Raw genomic sequence first — 16,370 nt, forward strand, 5'->3', positions numbered from 1 at the left:
TGGTCGAAATGGGGTGGAAAAATTCGGCCGATGCCCGGATGCGGGTAGGCTGCGCAAAATGCGAGGATGAGAATTTGTTGTAATTGCGTTTTCGCAGATCAAAGGCTGAAACCATTCAACTGAAAGACGTGGCGCATTATAAGACTATGCGGCTGGAAACAAAACAAAAAACCGCACCTGCCGGCAGGTTTGTGCATAAAGTCAGCAAATGTGGCGCAAATAGGCCGTATGTCGGCGGGTTTGTTGCGCAAATAGGTTGACTGTAACGGATTATGTAGGCAAAAAATTCACGCGTTGTACTGAATTTCCAGCAGGATACCGTCATCCAGACAGAAGCAACCAAATACGGTAGCAGCCGGGATCAATAGCGTTTCCTCGGCGATCAGCGTGTGCACATCGCTGCCGACGGTAAACTCGAAGATACCCGAAAGGATGCGGATCTGCTGGGGGTAGGGGCGTTTTTGCAATTGGTCAAAAGTGCCTGCGGTCAATTTGACTTCCCAGGCGGTACTGCCATCGCTCATTAGCCCTTGGCGGCGTGCGAGGCCATTGTCGAGGAGTTCGAACGCTAGCTGAGATTTAAAAACCGACATCATATTACCTCCATCAGGGTACAGCGCTGATGATACGCGACAGGCTGACGCTAGTCCGGTATTACTGCTTACAATGATTTGCCGTCAGGCGAGAGAGAATACTGGGAAGCGAAACAAGAAGTGGTGCGTCTGAATGGACTCGAACCATCGACCCCTACCATGTCAAGGTAGTGCTCTAACCAACTGAGCTACAGACGCATTGTGTTACTTGCAGAAATTTGGTGCGTCTGAATGGACTCGAACCATCGACCCCTACCATGTCAAGGTAGTGCTCTAACCAACTGAGCTACAGACGCATCTTTTTCCTCTCTGTCATGGCTGACAGCGGGGACGAATATTAACGAGCAACCCGGTCGCTGGCAAGGGGAAAAACGCAATTTTATTCGGTATTTCACGCGATTGCTGAGCTTCTGTGCAGTCAGGCGCTTTTTTCTGCAATGACTGGCGAGGAACTCGCCGGTTTGCCTGAGACAAACCGGCGTAGGCGATTAACGGGTGGAACGCTGCAAAATCAACGTTGGGGGTTGGCGCTGGAGCCAACGCATCCGCAAGACCATCATGATGGCAGCGAAGGTCAGGCCGATAATAAAGCCAAACCAGAATCCGCTCGGCCCCATGGCGGGCACGATGTGATCCGTCAGCGCTAGAAGATAGCCGCTTGGCAGACCGAGAACCCAATAGGACACAAAGGTGATATAGAAAATCGCACGGGTATCTTTATAGCCCCGCAGAATACCGCTGCCGATCACCTGGATAGAGTCGGATATCTGGTAAATCGCCGCCAGCAGCATCAGATGAGAGGCCATGGTCACCACCGCTGGGTTATCGTTGTACAACAGGGCGATAGGTTCACGGAACACTGCGGTAAACAACGCCGAACAACTGGCCATGGCGATACCGACGGCAATCGCCGCATAGGCGGCAACCCGGGCACCTTCAACCGAGCCTTCGCCCAGACGGTGCCCAACGCGAATGGTGGCCCCCACGCCGAGCGACAGCGGCAGCACAAACATCAATGAGCTGAAGTTAAGGGCGATCTGGTGCCCGGCGACCGCGACGATACCCAGCGGTGAAACCAGCAAGGCCACCACGGCAAACAGCGTCACCTCAAAGAACAAGGCCAGGGCCACCGGCAGACCAATGCCGATCAGGCGCTTTAACGCCTGCCAGTCCGGGCCACGGTGCGCGCCTTCCTCCAACTTGATATCGCGCAGCGACGACGCACGTTTGGTATACCAGCGCATCATCAGGAACATCATCCAATACACGCTGGCGGTCGCGACACCGCAACCCACGCCGCCCATTTCCGGCATGCCAAATTTGCCGAAAATTAAAATGTAGTTAATCGGGATGTTGATCAACAGCCCCAAAAAGCCGATGACCATGCCGGGCTTGGTTTTGGATAAGCCTTCACACTGGCCACGGACTACCTGGAAGAACAGATAGCCGGGTGCTCCCCACATAATGGCATGCAGGAAACCAATGGCTTTTTCAGCCAGCAGGGGATCGATGTTGTGCATCATATCGATCACCAAATGGCTGTTATAAATCACGGCGATAATCAGGAGTGAAACCCCCGACGCCAACCAGAAGCCCTGACGTACCTGATACGCAATACGATCGCGGCGGCCCGCGCCATTGAGCTGGGCGATCACCGGGGTCAAGGCCAGCAGCAAGCCGTGGCCGAACAGAATGGTTGGCAGCCAGATAGAGGTCCCGACGGCAACGGCGGCCATATCGGTGGCGCTATAAGAACCCGCCATGATGGTATCGACCACGCCCATTGCGGTTTGGGATATTTGCGCGATGATGACCGGAATTGCGAGGGCCAATAAACTACGCGCCTCAATAAAGTACTTCTGCACGTATACACCTTTCTAATTATTTATAGGGAAGGAGTGTTGCTGCGAACAGCAACAACTAAAAACTGCGGAATTAGCCAAAATAGTGTACCTGCAAGTCGTAGCTAAGCAAAGGTTGTAACGAAATAGTTATCCTGTCGCCCGACCGGCGACACTGGCAATCTTCCGGGTATATAAACTAGGCAAGCACCGCTTTTTTGCCGTTGGGCGTTTGGTTTTCTGCCGTAACTGGGGCAAACTGCTTACAGCGCGTCGTACATAGTCATAAAGAAGAGGCCAACATGTTTACCGGTATCGTACAAGGCACCGCCCCGCTGGTTGCCATTGATGAAAAACCCAACTTCCGTACCCACGTTGTTGAAATGCCTGATGAGCTGCTGCCAGGGCTGGAATTGGGGGCCTCGGTTGCCCACAACGGCTGCTGTCTGACCGTCACCGAGATCGCAGGCAATCGCGTCAGCTTTGATCTGATCAAAGAGACCCTGCGCCTGACCAATCTTGGCGATCTTAAGCAGGGGGATGTCGTCAACCTGGAAAGAGCGGCCAAGTTTAACGATGAGATCGGTGGGCACCTGATGTCCGGGCATATTATCTGCACGGCGGAAGTCACCAAGATTTATACCTCGGAAAATAATCGCCAGATCTGGCTACGCATGCCGAATATCGATTTGATGAAATATGTGCTGCATAAAGGTTTCATCGGTATCGACGGCATTAGCCTGACCATTGGCGAAGTGGTAAATAACCGTTTCTGCGTGCATTTGATCCCGGAAACCCTGGAGCGCACCACGCTGGGTAAAAAACGCCTGGGCGACAAGGTCAATATCGAAATCGATCCGCAAACTCAGGCGGTCGTCGATACCGTCGAGCGTGTGTTGGCTAATCGCGAGGCGGCGTTAGCCGTGGCCAGCGCGCTGGCACCCAAAGCCTGAAAATCGTAAACCGATAACCACTAGAGGAGTCAAACGTGAAGTTTTATGGCAAAACGATGATGCTAGCGGCGCTGTTGGCGCTGACTGCCTGTTCAAGCTCAACAGAACAGGCAAACTCACAGCCTGCCGAGGATGATACCTGTGGCGCGGCGCAATATCAGAATTATGTGGGCAAGCCGCTGTCTGCGTTGGATGGGGTCACTATCCCTCAGCAGGTACGTACCATTCCTTATAATTCTGCGGTGACCATGGACTTCAATCTGAAACGTTTGAACTTCCTGGGTGACAGCGAAGACAAAATCGTTCGCGTTTATTGCGGTTAATGACTCTTCCCCCCTCGATCAGGGGGGAAGCTATTTCAGCGAGGAACGCGCAGGCCGCCTTCGACGCCTTTGGGGCTGAATACCACCTGCCACAGTTGGATATCGCGAGCACGGAACGCGCCAGCGCAGGCATTGAGGTAATAACTGAACATCCTTTCGAAGCGTTCGGAATAGCGTGAAGCCAACTGTGGCCAACTCTGTCTGAAACGTTCATACCAGGCCATCAGCGTGCGATCGTAATCTGCGCCGATATTATGCCAATCTTCCATGACAAAACGGCCTTCGCTGGCCTTGGCAATATGTTTCACCGACGGTAGGCAACCGTTGGGGAAGATATATTTATTGATCCAGGGATCCACGTTCATATCGGTCTGATTGGAGCCAATGGTGTGCAGCAGGAAAATGCCATCGGGTTTTAAATTACGTTCAACCACCTCGAAATAGGTGCGATAGTTTTTCGGCCCGACGTGCTCAAACATACCCACGGAGACGATTCGGTCAAACTGCTGGTAGAGATCGCGGTAATCCTGCAACAGAATTTCCACGTCCAGCCCAGCACAGCGTTGTTGCGCCATTTTTTGCTGCTCGGCGGAGATGGTCACCCCTACCATGGAAACGCCATAATGTTTGGCCGCATAGGCAGACAGGCCACCCCAGCCACAGCCGATATCCAATACCCGCATGCCCGGCTGCATATTAAGCTTGTCACAAATCAGCCGCAGTTTGGCTTCTTGCGCCTCTTCCAGCGTGCTGGCCTGTTGCCAGTAACCGCAGGAATATTGCATATAGGGGTCCAGCATCTGGGTAAACAGATCGTTACCCAGATCGTAATGCTCTTTGCCGACGATCCAGGCACGTTTTTTGGATTGCAGATTGGTCAGACGGGCGGCGGCAATACGCAGGATATCTTTCAGGTGGTGGGGCAGTTTCCTTTCCAGACCGGCTGCGACAACCCGCTGAAAAAATACGTCCAGCCGCTCACATTCCCACCAACCGTCCATATAGCTTTCGCCGAGTCCCAGGGAGCCGTCACGCATTACGCGTTTAAAGAAATTGGGATTGTTGATCTGAATATCGAAAGGGCGTGAGCCATTAATCTCTATACCGGCCATGCTAAGCATTTCATGTGCGATACGATACCAATGGTTATCCTGGATGCTCAGATCTTCTATACACGATGAACTCATAGCTTCTCCATCACCTTCTTCTGACTTATGATCCTGCAGAATTTAGCGTAGACAATTTCTACAGGGGCATACGTATACCTACGGTAAAAGTTGACCGTGGTGTCTGAAATCCGACTGGTACAGAGGAAATTTAAGAGACTCCCTGCGTCAAAGGACGCGGGTAAATGCTGCCTTAAATAAAGTGTGATGCCATCCACGTATGCGGCAGCTGCCGCAATAAGAGCTTGCTATAACTGTTATTGTAAAAGGTCGTTTTGAGTATAGGCTTGCCGAGACGCAGACTCAACTGCAAATCGCGCTCGGCAAGAATTTTCATTAAGTGACTATTTACTAAGGTAATTACGACACCGAGTCGGCGTGTTCCTGGCGCGTTACCTGCGTTTCATCCGTTCCTTTCCCACGTTGGATCAGATAGCCCAAGGCCGCCAGCAATACCGTAGCAACCATGACGGTGGCCGTGGCTAACAGCGGCTGGGCGATAAATGCCGAAACCAACAGGCTGGCAATAAAACATAATCCCAGCTGTAGCGTGTTTTGCAACGCTGCGGCTTTACCGCTGTTGTTGGGGAAGGGCATCAGCGCATTGGCCACCAAAATAGGATAGCTGGCACCGTTCACTAACGCCATAAAGCAGAACGGGATCAACAGCGTGGTCAATGTCGGTTCGCTCAGGGTGGCGATCAGATACAACGCCACCATGCTGATGCCATAAGCTAACAGCAGCCACGGCAGCAAGATTTTGCCAGAAATGCGATTCAAGGCGCTACGGCAGCTGTAACCCCCTAATAAGAAAGCCAGCGTTTGCGGCACATAGCTCAGACCAATATCGTTTGGGCTATACCCCATATCGCCGAGGATAAAGGGTGAGCCGGTCAGCCAGGCGAAGAACCCGGCAGAGCAGGCAGCAAAAACCATCACGTTGCCGCTGAATACCGGTGATTTCAAGATTTGCATAAAGCCAAGGCTCGGCTTTTTATCGGCGGAAGGTACCAGCCTGCTACGGTCTTTCAGCAATAACGTAGGGATCAGCAGCAGGGCGGTAATACCCAGCAGTACGGCGAAGATGGCGCGCCATCCCATATGGTTCAGCAACCAGGCACCCAGCAGCGGAGCCAGCGCTGGGGAGAGGGCAACCAGCGGCATGATGGAAGCGAAGACGCGATTGGCTTTGCCATCGCGATAGCGGTCGACCACGATCGCCTGCCAGGTGACGGCGGCGGAGCACACGCCAATGGCTTGAATAAAGCGCAGTGACCACAGCTGCATTACGTTCTCGACCCACAGCATCCCAAGGCAGCCGACGGCGAACAGCGCCAGACCAATCAACAGCACGGGCTTACGGCCAATACGGTCGGACAGGGGGCCCCACAGCAACTGGGCGAAGGCAAAGCCTGCCAGGAAGATGCTCAGGCTGGCGCTGATGGCACCGGCGGAAATTTGCAGATCCTGCTGCATCGCCCCAAAGGCGGGCAGGTACATATCGGTGGCCAGGTAACCCAACATACTCAGGCCGGCAAGGTAGAACATAAATCCAAAGTTTCGCATGGTATTTCTCGTTAAAATTATGTTGTTGCAGGTTTTGAAGCGCCGGCAAGTGTATACGGCTGGATCTCTGCTTGTGAAACGGTAATATTTGCAAGGTGCTGTTAAAAAATTTGAAGGCAAACCTATGTGGTCTGAATATTCACTCGATGTGGTAGATGCGGTCGCGCGGACGGGCAGTTTCAGCGCGGCGGCACAGGAGTTGCACCGCGTTCCTTCTGCGGTGAGCTATACGGTGCGTCAATTGGAACAATGGCTGGCGGTACCGTTGTTTGAACGCCGTCACCGGGATGTAGAACTGACGCCGGCAGGGGCGTTGTTTATTAAAGAAGCACGGGTTGTTATCAAAAAAATGCTTGATACCCGGCGGCAGTGCCAGCAGGTGGCCAACGGCTGGCGCGGACAGCTGAGGATTGCGGTCGATCTGATCGTCAAACCCCAGCGTAGCCGCCAATTGGTGCTGGATTTTTATCGCCATTTTCCCGATGTGGAACTGATAGTGCAGCCGGAAGTGTTCAACGGCGTGTGGGATGCGTTGGTTGATGGCCGCGCGGAGATGGCCATTGGAGCAACACGGGCGGTGCCGGTGGGCGGCGGTTTTGCCTTTCGTGATATGGGCTTTATGAATTGGCTCTGCGTGGTCCATGCCAAGCACCCACTGGCTGCCTTGCAAGGGGAACTGCGTGACGATCAGTTACGGCCCTATCCGTCACTGCTGTTGGAAGATACCTCACGTAATTTACCCAAACGGGTGACCTGGTCGCTGGACAACCAGCGGCGGCTGACCGTGCCGGATTGGGTTTCGGCGGTCGATTGCTTACGTGACGGACTGTGTGTGGGGATGGTGCCCGCGCATCGGGTTTTGCCGTTGGTGGAAAGTGGCGAACTGGTGGTATTAGCGCTGCATGAGCCTTTCCCGCCTAGCGCCTGTTGCCTGACCTGGCAGCAAAACGCCCAGTCTCCGGCTATGGCTTGGCTGCTGGATTACTTGGGCGACAGCGAAACGCTCAATCAGGAATGGCTCAGTGAAGAGATGCCGGGCGCGGCACGCAGCGCCCCGACGGGTGACGTGTCTGATTAGCGGCGGTAATCGACAAAAGGACCATCAGTCACGGAGCGACGCTCGATCAGCTTTGGATGCACTTCAATCACCTGCGACTCTTCACGCTTGCTGATGATGCGATCCAACAGCATGGTGAAGGCCATCTCACCCAGGCGTTCTTTCGGCTGGTGGATGGTGGTTAGCGCCGGGGTAAAGTAGCGCGCATTACGCACGTTATCGTAGCCGATCACCGAGATATCCTGTGGTACACGCAGACCCAACTCATCAGCGGCGCAGATTGCCCCCATGGCCATAATGTCACCACCACAGAACACGGCGGTTGGGCGATGTTTTTGTGACAGGATCTGATGCATGGCTTTGTAGCCCGATTCAGGCTCGAAATCCCCTTGCACGATCCACTCTTCGCGCACGTCGATATTGGCTTCTTTCATCGCCTTCAGGAAGCCCTGGTGACGGCCTCCGCCGGTATTACGCGACAGTTGACCAGGAATGGCCCCGATATCCCGATGGCCGCGTTCGATCAGGTAACGGCCAGCCAGATAACCACCCTCGAAGGCGTTGTCGATAATGGTGTCGGTGAAGTCTCCGCGCGCGGTGCCCCAGTCCATCACCACCATCGGAATATTGCGGTAATCTTCCAGCATGCCCAGCAACTGATCCGGATATTCGGAGCACATCACCAGCAGGCCATCGACGCGCTTTTGTGCCAACATCGCCAGGTAGGCCTGTTGTTTATCCAGGTTATTGTGCGAGTTACACAAGATCAGGGTATAGCCTTTGCTGTAGCAGCTGTTTTCTACCGCTTCGATCACTTCGGCAAAATAGGGTGCCTCACTCGAGGTGGCGAGCAAACCGATCGATTTGGTGTGGTTGACCTTGAGGCTGCGGGCAACGGCGCTGGGTGAATAGTGCAACTCTTTAATGGCGGCCCAAACGGCCGTTTTGGTATCTTCGGCGACGAAACGCGTTTTATTGATAACGTGCGAAACGGTAGTGGTAGAAACGCCTGCGCGTTTGGCCACATCTTTAATCGTTGCCATGTAAAAAATGACTCCTGAACCCACATGTTACAGCATGTAAGTATGATGTTAATCGTTTGCCTACGTAGATCCTTCCCCTGATAAGCGAAAACTGAGTTTTTAGTGCTGAAGTCGTAAGTCGCTCGAACAGGGAGGGGCAGTTTATCGGTACGCAGTTGTGAACTGCGGATTTTGTCGCATATTGAACAAAAGTGGAAGAGCTAATCAGTATTTATCCGCGAGGAAATGATAACAAGATTTTAATCACGAACTGTGGGAAAATGATTTGACGTATTAACTGTGTGGCTTATGCTCTGGAAAAGCCAATCTGAGAGGGAGTTGTATATGGATACCGATTTGAAAATGTCATTGATCACCACCGTAGGTGCATTGGCGATGATTATTGCTTTCAGTTTTGTTGCCGTATTGAACTGATCCCCAGCAAAACAAAAAAGGCGCAGCTCCATGCCGCGCCTTATTACTCACTAGCCACCCGCTGTTAAGCCAGGTTTTTTGCCACGAACGCCCAGTTTACCAACGCCCAGAAGTTTTCCAGGTACTTTGGCCGCGCATTGCGGTAGTCGATATAATAAGCATGTTCCCACACGTCAACGGTCAATAGCGGAACGTCTTCGCCTGTCAGCGGGGTTGCCGCATTCGAGGTGCTGACGATTGCCAGACTGCCGTCCGCTTTTTTCACCAGCCAGGTCCAGCCCGCGCCGAAGTTTTTCACGGCGGCATCGGTGAACTGCTCTTTAAAGGCGGCGAAAGAGCCGAATGACTTGTTGATCGCCTCTGCCACTGCCCCTGTTGGCTCGCCACCGCCCTGTGGTGATAAGCAGTGCCAGTAGAAGGTGTGGTTCCAGACCTGAGCGGCGTTGTTGAATACGCCGCCGGTGGAGGTCTTGACGATCTCTTCCAGGGATTTACCTTCGAACTCGCTGCCTTTCACCAGATTGTTCAGGTTAACCACGTAGGTGTTATGGTGCTTGCCATAGTGGTATTCCAGCGTTTCTGCGGAAATGTGCGGTTCGAGAGCATTTTTCTCATACGGTAATGCAGGTAATTCAAACGACATTGCTTTCTCCTTTTATAGACAACACGCTTCCCTTACGCCGTTGGCCAGGCAGGCCAAGGGAGGGGAACCGCAATTGCACCACTTTTTTTATGGTTATTAATCTTAACAACTTTCGCTGGGAAAAGAACATCCAAAGTGTGCCAAGTGGTTGATTGATTAAAGTCGCAGCGGCTTTTTACATCCAGGGAGGAGAAAAGCACGGCCGAGCAGTAAGGCTCAGCCGTGATAGGTCAACGAATGGTGGTTGGGGTCACTACGCGACGGGCGCCAATGTAATGGTTCTGCCAATAGTCGTTATCCAACTGACTGATGCGGATTTCTTCACCGGTGCGCGGTGACTGGATGAACTTACCGTTGCCGAGATAGACACCAACGTGATCGGCGGTGCCACGATTATTGATACGGAAGAACACCAGATCGCCCATTTCCAACTCATTGCGTTTGATCGGCGCGGCATCACGCAGATGGTACATTTCGTTGGCGGTGCGTGGCATTTTGATTTTCACCACGTCTTTGTAGGCGTAATAAATCAGGCCGCTGCAATCGAAGCCGGTGCCCGGTGAAGAGCCACCCCAGCGATAGGGTTTACCCATTTGCCCCATCAGTTTGGCCATGGCGGTTTGCTTGGCGTGCTGATAGCGTTTTTTGTGGGCGGCGGAAAGTTTCAGCGGTTTTTCGTGGCGAGCCAGTTTTGCCGTAGCCATCCCTTCTTCACGATGACGACCATAACCTTTCTTATAGCCTTTTTTCGGTGGGGTCACTTTAAGTTTGGCAGTCTTGGTGGCCTGACTTTTCGTTTTAACGCTGGTGGTTTTTTTAGCGGTTTTTAAGGATGAGGGTTTGGCTTTTAACGTTTTCGGTGGGGTGGCCGCCTTCACTTTTTTATTGGCTTTCTCCGCTTTCTTTTTCTTGCGGTCATCTGGCCGGGCTTCATTAACGTGACTCTTGCGCTGCTCGGCAGAAACACGTGCCTGTGGCGCAGCGTGCGCCAGATTGAAGAACAGCTGCGTAAACAGCAGCACAAAAAGTGTAATAATTAACCGCATGTCGACGTTACCAACCTTGGCCCCCGAAACAAAAATCGAATGAGTCACAGTATTCCCGAAATTCACCCTATAAAACAGCGTGGATCTCATAAATACTAATCCATATTGTGAGAAAACGTTAATGGCATTTTTTTTGTTGGATAATCAATCACCTGGTGTCTAAAAAAACGACAGAGGTGCAGGATTTTCCTTATTTCACGCCAGCACAACACGGCGCAAATATAATAGTGAAACGCCCGGATTAAAAATGTTATTCTGGGGCCATGTTTTAACCGGCTCGGTGTGACCGCAGCCTGTGCTGTGGCAGCCAGAAAATGTCCCTGCAAAAGATGGCGTTTTCTTGGTACCGTTCCTGCCGCTACAATAGCCAGTGTGATGCATGTTGTAGCCATGATGTGGCTTGAGGAAGCAATAATGACGACGATTGAAAAAATTCAGCAGCAAATTTCTGCCAACCCGATCCTGCTGTATATGAAAGGCTCACCGAAATTGCCAAGCTGCGGTTTCTCTGCTCAGGCCGTACAGGCGCTGTCAGCCTGTGGCGAACGTTTCGCCTACGTTGATATTCTGCAAAACCCGGATATCCGCGCCGAGCTGCCAAAATATGCCAACTGGCCAACTTTCCCACAGCTGTGGGTGGATGGTGAACTGGTTGGCGGTTGCGATATCATCATCGAGATGTACCAGCGTGGTGAGTTGCAGCCGTTGATCAAAGAAACGGCCGAGAAATATAAAGATCAGGAAGACCAGCAGCCTTAATGGCGCAGGTTTTTAGCGCATAAAATCGGGCGGCACAGTCAAATGTGCCGCCCGATTTTTTATGCCTTTTGCTCTACAGCAGGCTATTGCGATTCGGCGTTGGCTATTGGCCAGCCACCAAGACGTTTCCAGCGGTTGACCAGCTCACAGAACAGCTGGGCGGTTTGCTGAGTGTCATACAGCGCGGAGTGTGCCTGGCTGCTATCAAACGGCATGCCGGCGGCAATACAGGCCTTGGCCAGCACCGTCTGCCCCAATACCAGCCCGCTGAGCGCGGCGGTATCAAAGGTAGCGAACGGATGGAACGGATTACGCTTCAGGCTGGCACGCTCGGCGGCAGCCATCAGGAAACTGTGATCAAAGTTGGCATTATGCGCCACGATGATCGCCCGGTTGCAGCCCTGATCCTTAATGCCTTTACGCACGGCCTTGAAAATCGCATGCAGCGCATCGTATTCGCTCACCGCGCCACGTAGTGGGTTATGCGGATCGATACCGTTGAAGGCTAGCGCTTCCGGTTGCAGGTTAGCGCCTTCAAACGGCTCGACATGAAAATGCAGCGTTTCATCTTGCTGTAACCAGCCATTCTCATCCATTTTCAGCGTGACGGCGGCAATCTCTAGCAGCGCATCGGTCTGAGCGTGAAACCCGGCGGTTTCCACATCAATAACAACGGGATAAAACCCACGGAAACGACCACTCAGGGCGTTAAGATCACTTTTTTCGGCCATCAGTTTCTTATCTTTAGCGAATTCAGCGCGCATTATGACAAATTTCTTGCCTTGGTGCAGCGGAGAAAGAAAGCAGGGCGCAGAACGCGCCCTGGAGCAACCTCAGTTACCGAGGCCGTGACCGGCGTGTTTGTTCTCGATCAATTCGATCTTGTAACCGTCCGGATCTTCGACGAAGGCAATCACGGTGGTGCCGCCCTTGACCGGGCCAGCTTCGCGGGTGACTTTACCGCCGGCTTGGCGAATGTTGTCGCAGGTAGCGGCAACGTCATCGACGCCCAGCGCCAGATGACCAAAGGCGGAGCCCATGTCGTAGCTGTCGACGCCCCAGTTATAGGTCAGTTCGATCACTGAACCTTCACTTTCATCGCTGTAGCCAACGAAGGCCAGTGAGTATTTGTACTCGGTGTTTTCGCTGGTACGCAGCAGGCGCATGCCTAATACCTTGGTATAGAAGTCGATAGAGCGTTGCAGATCGCCGACACGGAGCATGGTATGGAGTAAGCGCATAATTTCCTCTGATTGGATATGCCGCGGCTGACGGCAGGTGACTTGAACAGCGTCAGACAGTATAGCCTTGTCGCATAAGGCAATTCAACGCGTGTGGAGTAGGGGAAATATTAAGTGACATTGTCACCAATAATCAAGCCGGCTCTTGGCCGGCTTGACGCAGATGACGAAGAAATGATTACAGGGTCGGGTAATCAGTATAACCCTCGGCACCGCCGCCGTAGAAGAAGTCGCCGCGCGGCTCGTTGAGCGGAGCCTGCTGCTTAAAGCGCTCTACCAGATCCGGGTTGGCGATATAGCTGCGGCCAAAGGCAACGGCATCAATAAAGCCCTGGGCGATCAGCTCTTCCGCTTTCTCTGCCGTATAAGCACCAGCACCAATAATTACGCCTTTGAAGTGCGCTCTTACTGCGTCGCGGAACGCGGTGGAGTAAGGCTTGCCACCGGCCCAATCCGGCTCGGAAATATGCAGGTAGGCGATGCCACGCTTATTCAGCTCTTCGATCAGATACAGCGCCGCTTCTTCCTGATCTTCACCGTTATCCAGGCCATTGAACGGACCCAACGGAGAAATACGGATACCAACGCGATCGGCACCGATCTCGGCAATGGTGGCATCGACCACTTCCAGCGTCAGACGGGTACGGTTTTCAATGCTGCCACCGTATTGGTCGGTACGTTGGTTGGACGCCGGTGACATGAACTGGTGCAGCAGGTAACCGTGCGCGGCGTGTAGCTCAATATAGTCAAAACCGGCTTCCAGCGAGTTGGCCGCCGCCTGACGGAAATCGTTAACGATCCCTGGAATTTCATTCGTTTCCAGCGCGCGTGGGGTAGAGGTTGGCACCCGCACCCAGGCGCCGGTTTCATCACGCACCGTGGTACGGGTTTCGGCATTGATCGCAGAAGGCGCGACCGGAGCCTGCTGGCCTGGCTGCAAGCTGGAGTGGGAAATACGGCCTACGTGCCACAGCTGCACGGCGATATGGCCCTGTTTGTCATGTACCGCCTGGGTGATCTTTTTCCACGCGGCAATTTGTTCTGGGGTATGCAGACCGGGAGCGCCAGCATAGCCTTTCGCCTGGAAAGAAATCTGGGTAGCTTCGGTGATCAGCAAACCGGCGCTGGCACGCTGAGCATAATATTCCGCCATCAATGGTGTAGGGATGTCACCTGGCTCGATGCTGCGCAGACGAGTCAGCGGAGCCATGAACACACGGTTAGGTAACGTGGCGTGGCCAACTTTGATTGGAGAGAACAGCTTTTCAATCTTCATAGTGCATCCTATAGTATTAGACCAGTCGACTAGTGATAATAAACCATATCGCTACAGTGTCTTTCGGGTAACAAGGGAGTGTTATAGCTGCGCAGGGCGCAACAGCAATTCAATACTTTCCAACGCACAGGTCAGCGGGGCGACCGAATGGCGGATTTTAGCCCGCAACGACGCGCCCAACCACAGCGAGTAAAGCGTTTCCGCCGTGGCCGCCGGGCTCAAGGAGATCGCCAGTGAACCTTCACGGATGCCGCGTTCGATCGCATCTTGCAGATGGCCGATCACACGGCTGGTGCCCGTTTCCAATGCATGACGCATCGGTTCAGACAGATCGCTGACCTCTGCGGAAAGTTTCACCGCCAGGCAAGCGTTATGGCACTCACTACGGCAGTGGAAGCTGATGGCCTGCGCGTAATAACTTAATAACTGATTACGTGCATCGCTACGGCTATCGGCAAACAGTGTCTGCATCTGAGCGTCGTAATGGGCAAAATAGCGCTGCAACATCGCTTCGCCGAAGGCTTCCTTCGAGCGGAAATAGTGATAGAACGACCCTTTGGGCACGCCAGCGGTGGCCAGCAACTCGCTTAAGCCCATGCCGGTAAAGCCAAGGCGCAGGCTAAGGGTTTCGCCGGTCGCGAGCAGATGTTCTCGGGTATCCCCGTTGCAATTCGTCTGTTTTGTCATAATGAAGATGAGAATAATAGACCGATTGGTCTAGGTCAAGTCACAGATAAAAAAAGCCGGTAAAAAATACCGGCTGATGATGCTCGCGTTGAACGCGTGCCGCGTCCGTTTGACGTTACGCTTTGCGGCAGCGTTGCAGAATATCCAGGTCTGGCTGATATTGCTGCGTTTGCACGTTCAACATGCCCAGCATGGTGTGGAACAGATTATCCTGTGAAACTTTATTGGTCTGCGCCAGGGATTGCAGGCATTGGCGGTTAATGCCGAAGTTGCGCTCATAATCTGCCGACATCCACATCAGGAAAGGCACGTGGGTCTGCTGCGAAGGAGCGAACATATAAGGCGTACCGTGCAGGTACATCCCGTTTTCCCCAAGCGACTCACCGTGATCGGAGAGGTAGACCATCGCCGTATTGAATTTTCCGCTGTATTGCTGAAGCAGCTTGATGGTGTTGTCCAACATGGCGTCGGTGTACAGCAACGAATTGTCGTAGGTATTCACCAATTGTTCGTGGGTGCAGTCCTGGATCTGGTTGCTGTCACAAGTTGGTGAGAACTGACGTATTTCGGGCGTACTGCGGCGATAGTAAGCCGGACCATGGCTCCCCATCTGATGCAGCACGATCACGCCATCCCCTTGCAGACCGTTGATATAGTCGTCCAGTTTATGCAGCAGTACGTTATCCATGCAGACATCACCATCGCAATACTGCGAGAGTTGCAGCTTGGTCATATCGATATGCGGGATGCGGTCGCAGGCACCCTTGCAACCGCCATCATTTTCGCGCCACAGCAGGTTCACTCCAGCATGAGCCATCACATCCAGCATACCTTCCTGGTGAGCGGCCAAGGTGGCGTCGTATTCGCTGCGCGGCATGTTGGAGAACATGCAGGGCACGGAGATAGCCGTTTCGGTACCGCAGGAGCTGGCATTTTTGAAATAAACCACATTGTCCTGCTTCAAGCGGGGATTGGTCTCCCGCGAATAGCCACCCAGCGAAAAATTTTCTGCCCGCGCGGTTTCACCGACCACCAATATCACCAGGGTCTTTTTGGCCTGGCCGCTAATCACCGGACCTAAATGGGCATCCTCACCGATTTTGATCAGCGGTAGATTCTTATGGAAATAGCGGTGTTGTGCGTACTTGATGGTGCCACTCACAAAGTTGGTGGGCGTGATCATTTTCACCACGCTTTTATTGTTGCGGATCAGCGAGGCGTAATCTTTATAGAACAACGCCGCAACCAGCAGGATCACCACCACGGAAAGCATCACGTTGGCCGCGTGCAGTCCAAGCATGTACCACCATGGACGGGTTTTGTTGATGCGCACAAAGCACACGAATACGGCAGGTAAAATACCCAGCAGCAACAACCATAGCCCCATACGTGGGGTGAGCAGCGCCGTCGCTTCCTGCGAGTTGGTTTCGAAGGCGTTCTGCATCATGTTGCCGTCAATGACCACGCCGTAACTGAACATAAAATAGTTGGCAGCTGCGCTGCCGAGCAGCAACAGAATAACCAGCGGCTTACGCAGAAAAGGGATAGTTAACACGCTGAAGATAATATTCAGCGCGCAGAAAATAACAATCGGCATGGTTGCCGCAAAGATGACGCTATGTACGTTATCGAAGGTGATATATGACCAGGCCTGGTGAATAAATAACAGGTTCTGGAAAACCGTGAAGAATAGGGCGCAGGCCAGGATAAAACCCAAGCTGTTGCAGTGTAATAATTGACGTATACCCAATAAACCTCAAGA

Annotated in this window: 17 protein-coding genes and 2 tRNA genes; 5 read left to right on the forward strand and 14 right to left on the reverse strand. The window is 53.0% G+C overall.

Going from position 1 to position 16,370, the window contains the following annotated elements:
* Positions 1-287 precede the first annotated feature (287 nt).
* The 4 genes from U869_RS0120070 to U869_RS0120085 form a co-directional block, all read right to left on the reverse strand.
* Positions 288-593: a hypothetical protein gene (locus tag U869_RS0120070; RefSeq protein ID WP_025119723.1), complete on the reverse strand. Its 306-nt coding sequence runs from the start codon at positions 591-593 to the stop codon at positions 288-290.
* 121 nt (positions 594-714) lie between these two features.
* Positions 715-791 (reverse strand) — tRNA-Val (locus U869_RS0120075).
* Positions 792-812: 21 nt separating this feature from the next.
* Positions 813-889: transfer RNA gene (locus U869_RS0120080), tRNA-Val, on the reverse strand.
* A gap of 192 nt (positions 890-1,081) precedes the next feature.
* Entirely contained in the window at positions 1,082-2,458 is a 1,377-nt protein-coding gene (locus tag U869_RS0120085; RefSeq protein ID WP_025119722.1) for an MATE family efflux transporter, read from the reverse strand.
* Between the two features lie 278 nt (positions 2,459-2,736).
* Between U869_RS0120085 and U869_RS0120090 the strand changes: the two genes are divergently transcribed.
* Together U869_RS0120090 and U869_RS0120095 are read left to right on the forward strand one after the other, a co-directional pair.
* On the forward strand, positions 2,737-3,387 hold the full coding sequence (locus U869_RS0120090; protein WP_025119721.1) for a riboflavin synthase: 651 nt from the start codon (positions 2,737-2,739) through the stop codon (positions 3,385-3,387).
* 35 nt (positions 3,388-3,422) lie between these two features.
* The gene (locus U869_RS0120095; RefSeq protein WP_025119720.1) at positions 3,423-3,710 is read left to right on the forward strand and encodes an I78 family peptidase inhibitor; all 288 of its coding nucleotides are present in this window, start codon (positions 3,423-3,425) and stop codon (positions 3,708-3,710) included.
* Positions 3,711-3,745: 35 nt separating this feature from the next.
* Here the strand turns inward: U869_RS0120095 and cfa are convergent, their stop codons facing one another.
* Positions 3,746-4,897, reverse strand: a complete 1,152-nt coding sequence (gene cfa, locus U869_RS0120100) for a cyclopropane fatty acyl phospholipid synthase (protein WP_025119719.1) — start codon at positions 4,895-4,897, stop codon at positions 3,746-3,748.
* A gap of 339 nt (positions 4,898-5,236) precedes the next feature.
* Positions 5,237-6,442, reverse strand: coding sequence for a purine nucleoside transporter PunC (punC, locus tag U869_RS0120105; protein ID WP_025119718.1), 1,206 nt, complete (start codon positions 6,440-6,442; stop codon positions 5,237-5,239).
* A gap of 124 nt (positions 6,443-6,566) precedes the next feature.
* Between punC and punR the strand changes: the two genes are divergently transcribed.
* Positions 6,567-7,520 carry a DNA-binding transcriptional activator PunR gene (gene punR, locus U869_RS0120110; RefSeq protein ID WP_025119717.1) on the forward strand — a complete coding sequence of 318 codons (954 nt, stop codon included), beginning with the start codon at positions 6,567-6,569 and terminating at the stop codon, positions 7,518-7,520.
* Here the strand turns inward: punR and purR are convergent.
* On the reverse strand, positions 7,517-8,542 hold the full coding sequence (gene purR / locus U869_RS0120115) for an HTH-type transcriptional repressor PurR (protein WP_025119716.1): 1,026 nt from the start codon (positions 8,540-8,542) through the stop codon (positions 7,517-7,519). The genes punR and purR overlap by 4 nt on opposite strands.
* 324 nt (positions 8,543-8,866) lie before the next feature.
* On the opposite strand from purR, the gene U869_RS31920 reads away from it, so the two are divergent.
* A complete protein-coding gene (locus tag U869_RS31920; RefSeq protein WP_157834746.1) occupies positions 8,867-8,956 on the forward strand; it encodes a YnhF family membrane protein in 90 nt (29 codons plus the stop codon).
* Positions 8,957-9,020: 64 nt separating this feature from the next.
* Here U869_RS31920 and sodB read toward each other — a convergent pair whose 3' ends face one another.
* Complete coding sequence (gene sodB / locus U869_RS0120125; RefSeq protein ID WP_025119715.1) at positions 9,021-9,599, reverse strand: superoxide dismutase [Fe]; 579 nt, start codon at positions 9,597-9,599, stop codon at positions 9,021-9,023.
* Between the two features lie 230 nt (positions 9,600-9,829).
* A complete protein-coding gene (locus tag U869_RS0120130; protein ID WP_025119714.1) occupies positions 9,830-10,645 on the reverse strand; it encodes a C40 family peptidase in 816 nt (271 codons plus the stop codon).
* A 411-nt stretch (positions 10,646-11,056) separates the two neighbouring features.
* Between U869_RS0120130 and U869_RS0120135 the strand changes: the two genes are divergently transcribed.
* Positions 11,057-11,404, forward strand: coding sequence for a Grx4 family monothiol glutaredoxin (locus U869_RS0120135; protein ID WP_172413932.1), 348 nt, complete (start codon positions 11,057-11,059; stop codon positions 11,402-11,404).
* Between the two features lie 83 nt (positions 11,405-11,487).
* Here U869_RS0120135 and rnt read toward each other — a convergent pair whose 3' ends face one another.
* From rnt to eptA, 5 genes are all read right to left on the reverse strand, one after another.
* The gene (gene rnt / locus U869_RS0120140) at positions 11,488-12,168 is read right to left on the reverse strand and encodes a ribonuclease T (protein WP_025119713.1); all 681 of its coding nucleotides are present in this window, start codon (positions 12,166-12,168) and stop codon (positions 11,488-11,490) included.
* Between the two features lie 69 nt (positions 12,169-12,237).
* Positions 12,238-12,645, reverse strand: a complete 408-nt coding sequence (gene gloA, locus U869_RS0120145; RefSeq protein WP_021178093.1) for a lactoylglutathione lyase — start codon at positions 12,643-12,645, stop codon at positions 12,238-12,240.
* Between the two features lie 178 nt (positions 12,646-12,823).
* A complete protein-coding gene (locus U869_RS0120150) occupies positions 12,824-13,921 on the reverse strand; it encodes an alkene reductase (protein ID WP_025119712.1) in 1,098 nt (365 codons plus the stop codon).
* Between the two features lie 81 nt (positions 13,922-14,002).
* Entirely contained in the window at positions 14,003-14,608 is a 606-nt protein-coding gene (locus U869_RS0120155) for a TetR/AcrR family transcriptional regulator (protein ID WP_029987257.1), read from the reverse strand.
* A gap of 115 nt (positions 14,609-14,723) precedes the next feature.
* Complete coding sequence (eptA, locus tag U869_RS0120160; protein WP_025119710.1) at positions 14,724-16,358, reverse strand: phosphoethanolamine transferase EptA; 1,635 nt, start codon at positions 16,356-16,358, stop codon at positions 14,724-14,726.
* Between the last annotated feature and the right edge of the window lie 12 nt (positions 16,359-16,370).

The organism is Serratia sp. H1w (assembly GCF_000633355.1).
In the GTDB taxonomy this organism is placed as follows: domain Bacteria; phylum Pseudomonadota; class Gammaproteobacteria; order Enterobacterales; family Enterobacteriaceae; genus Chania.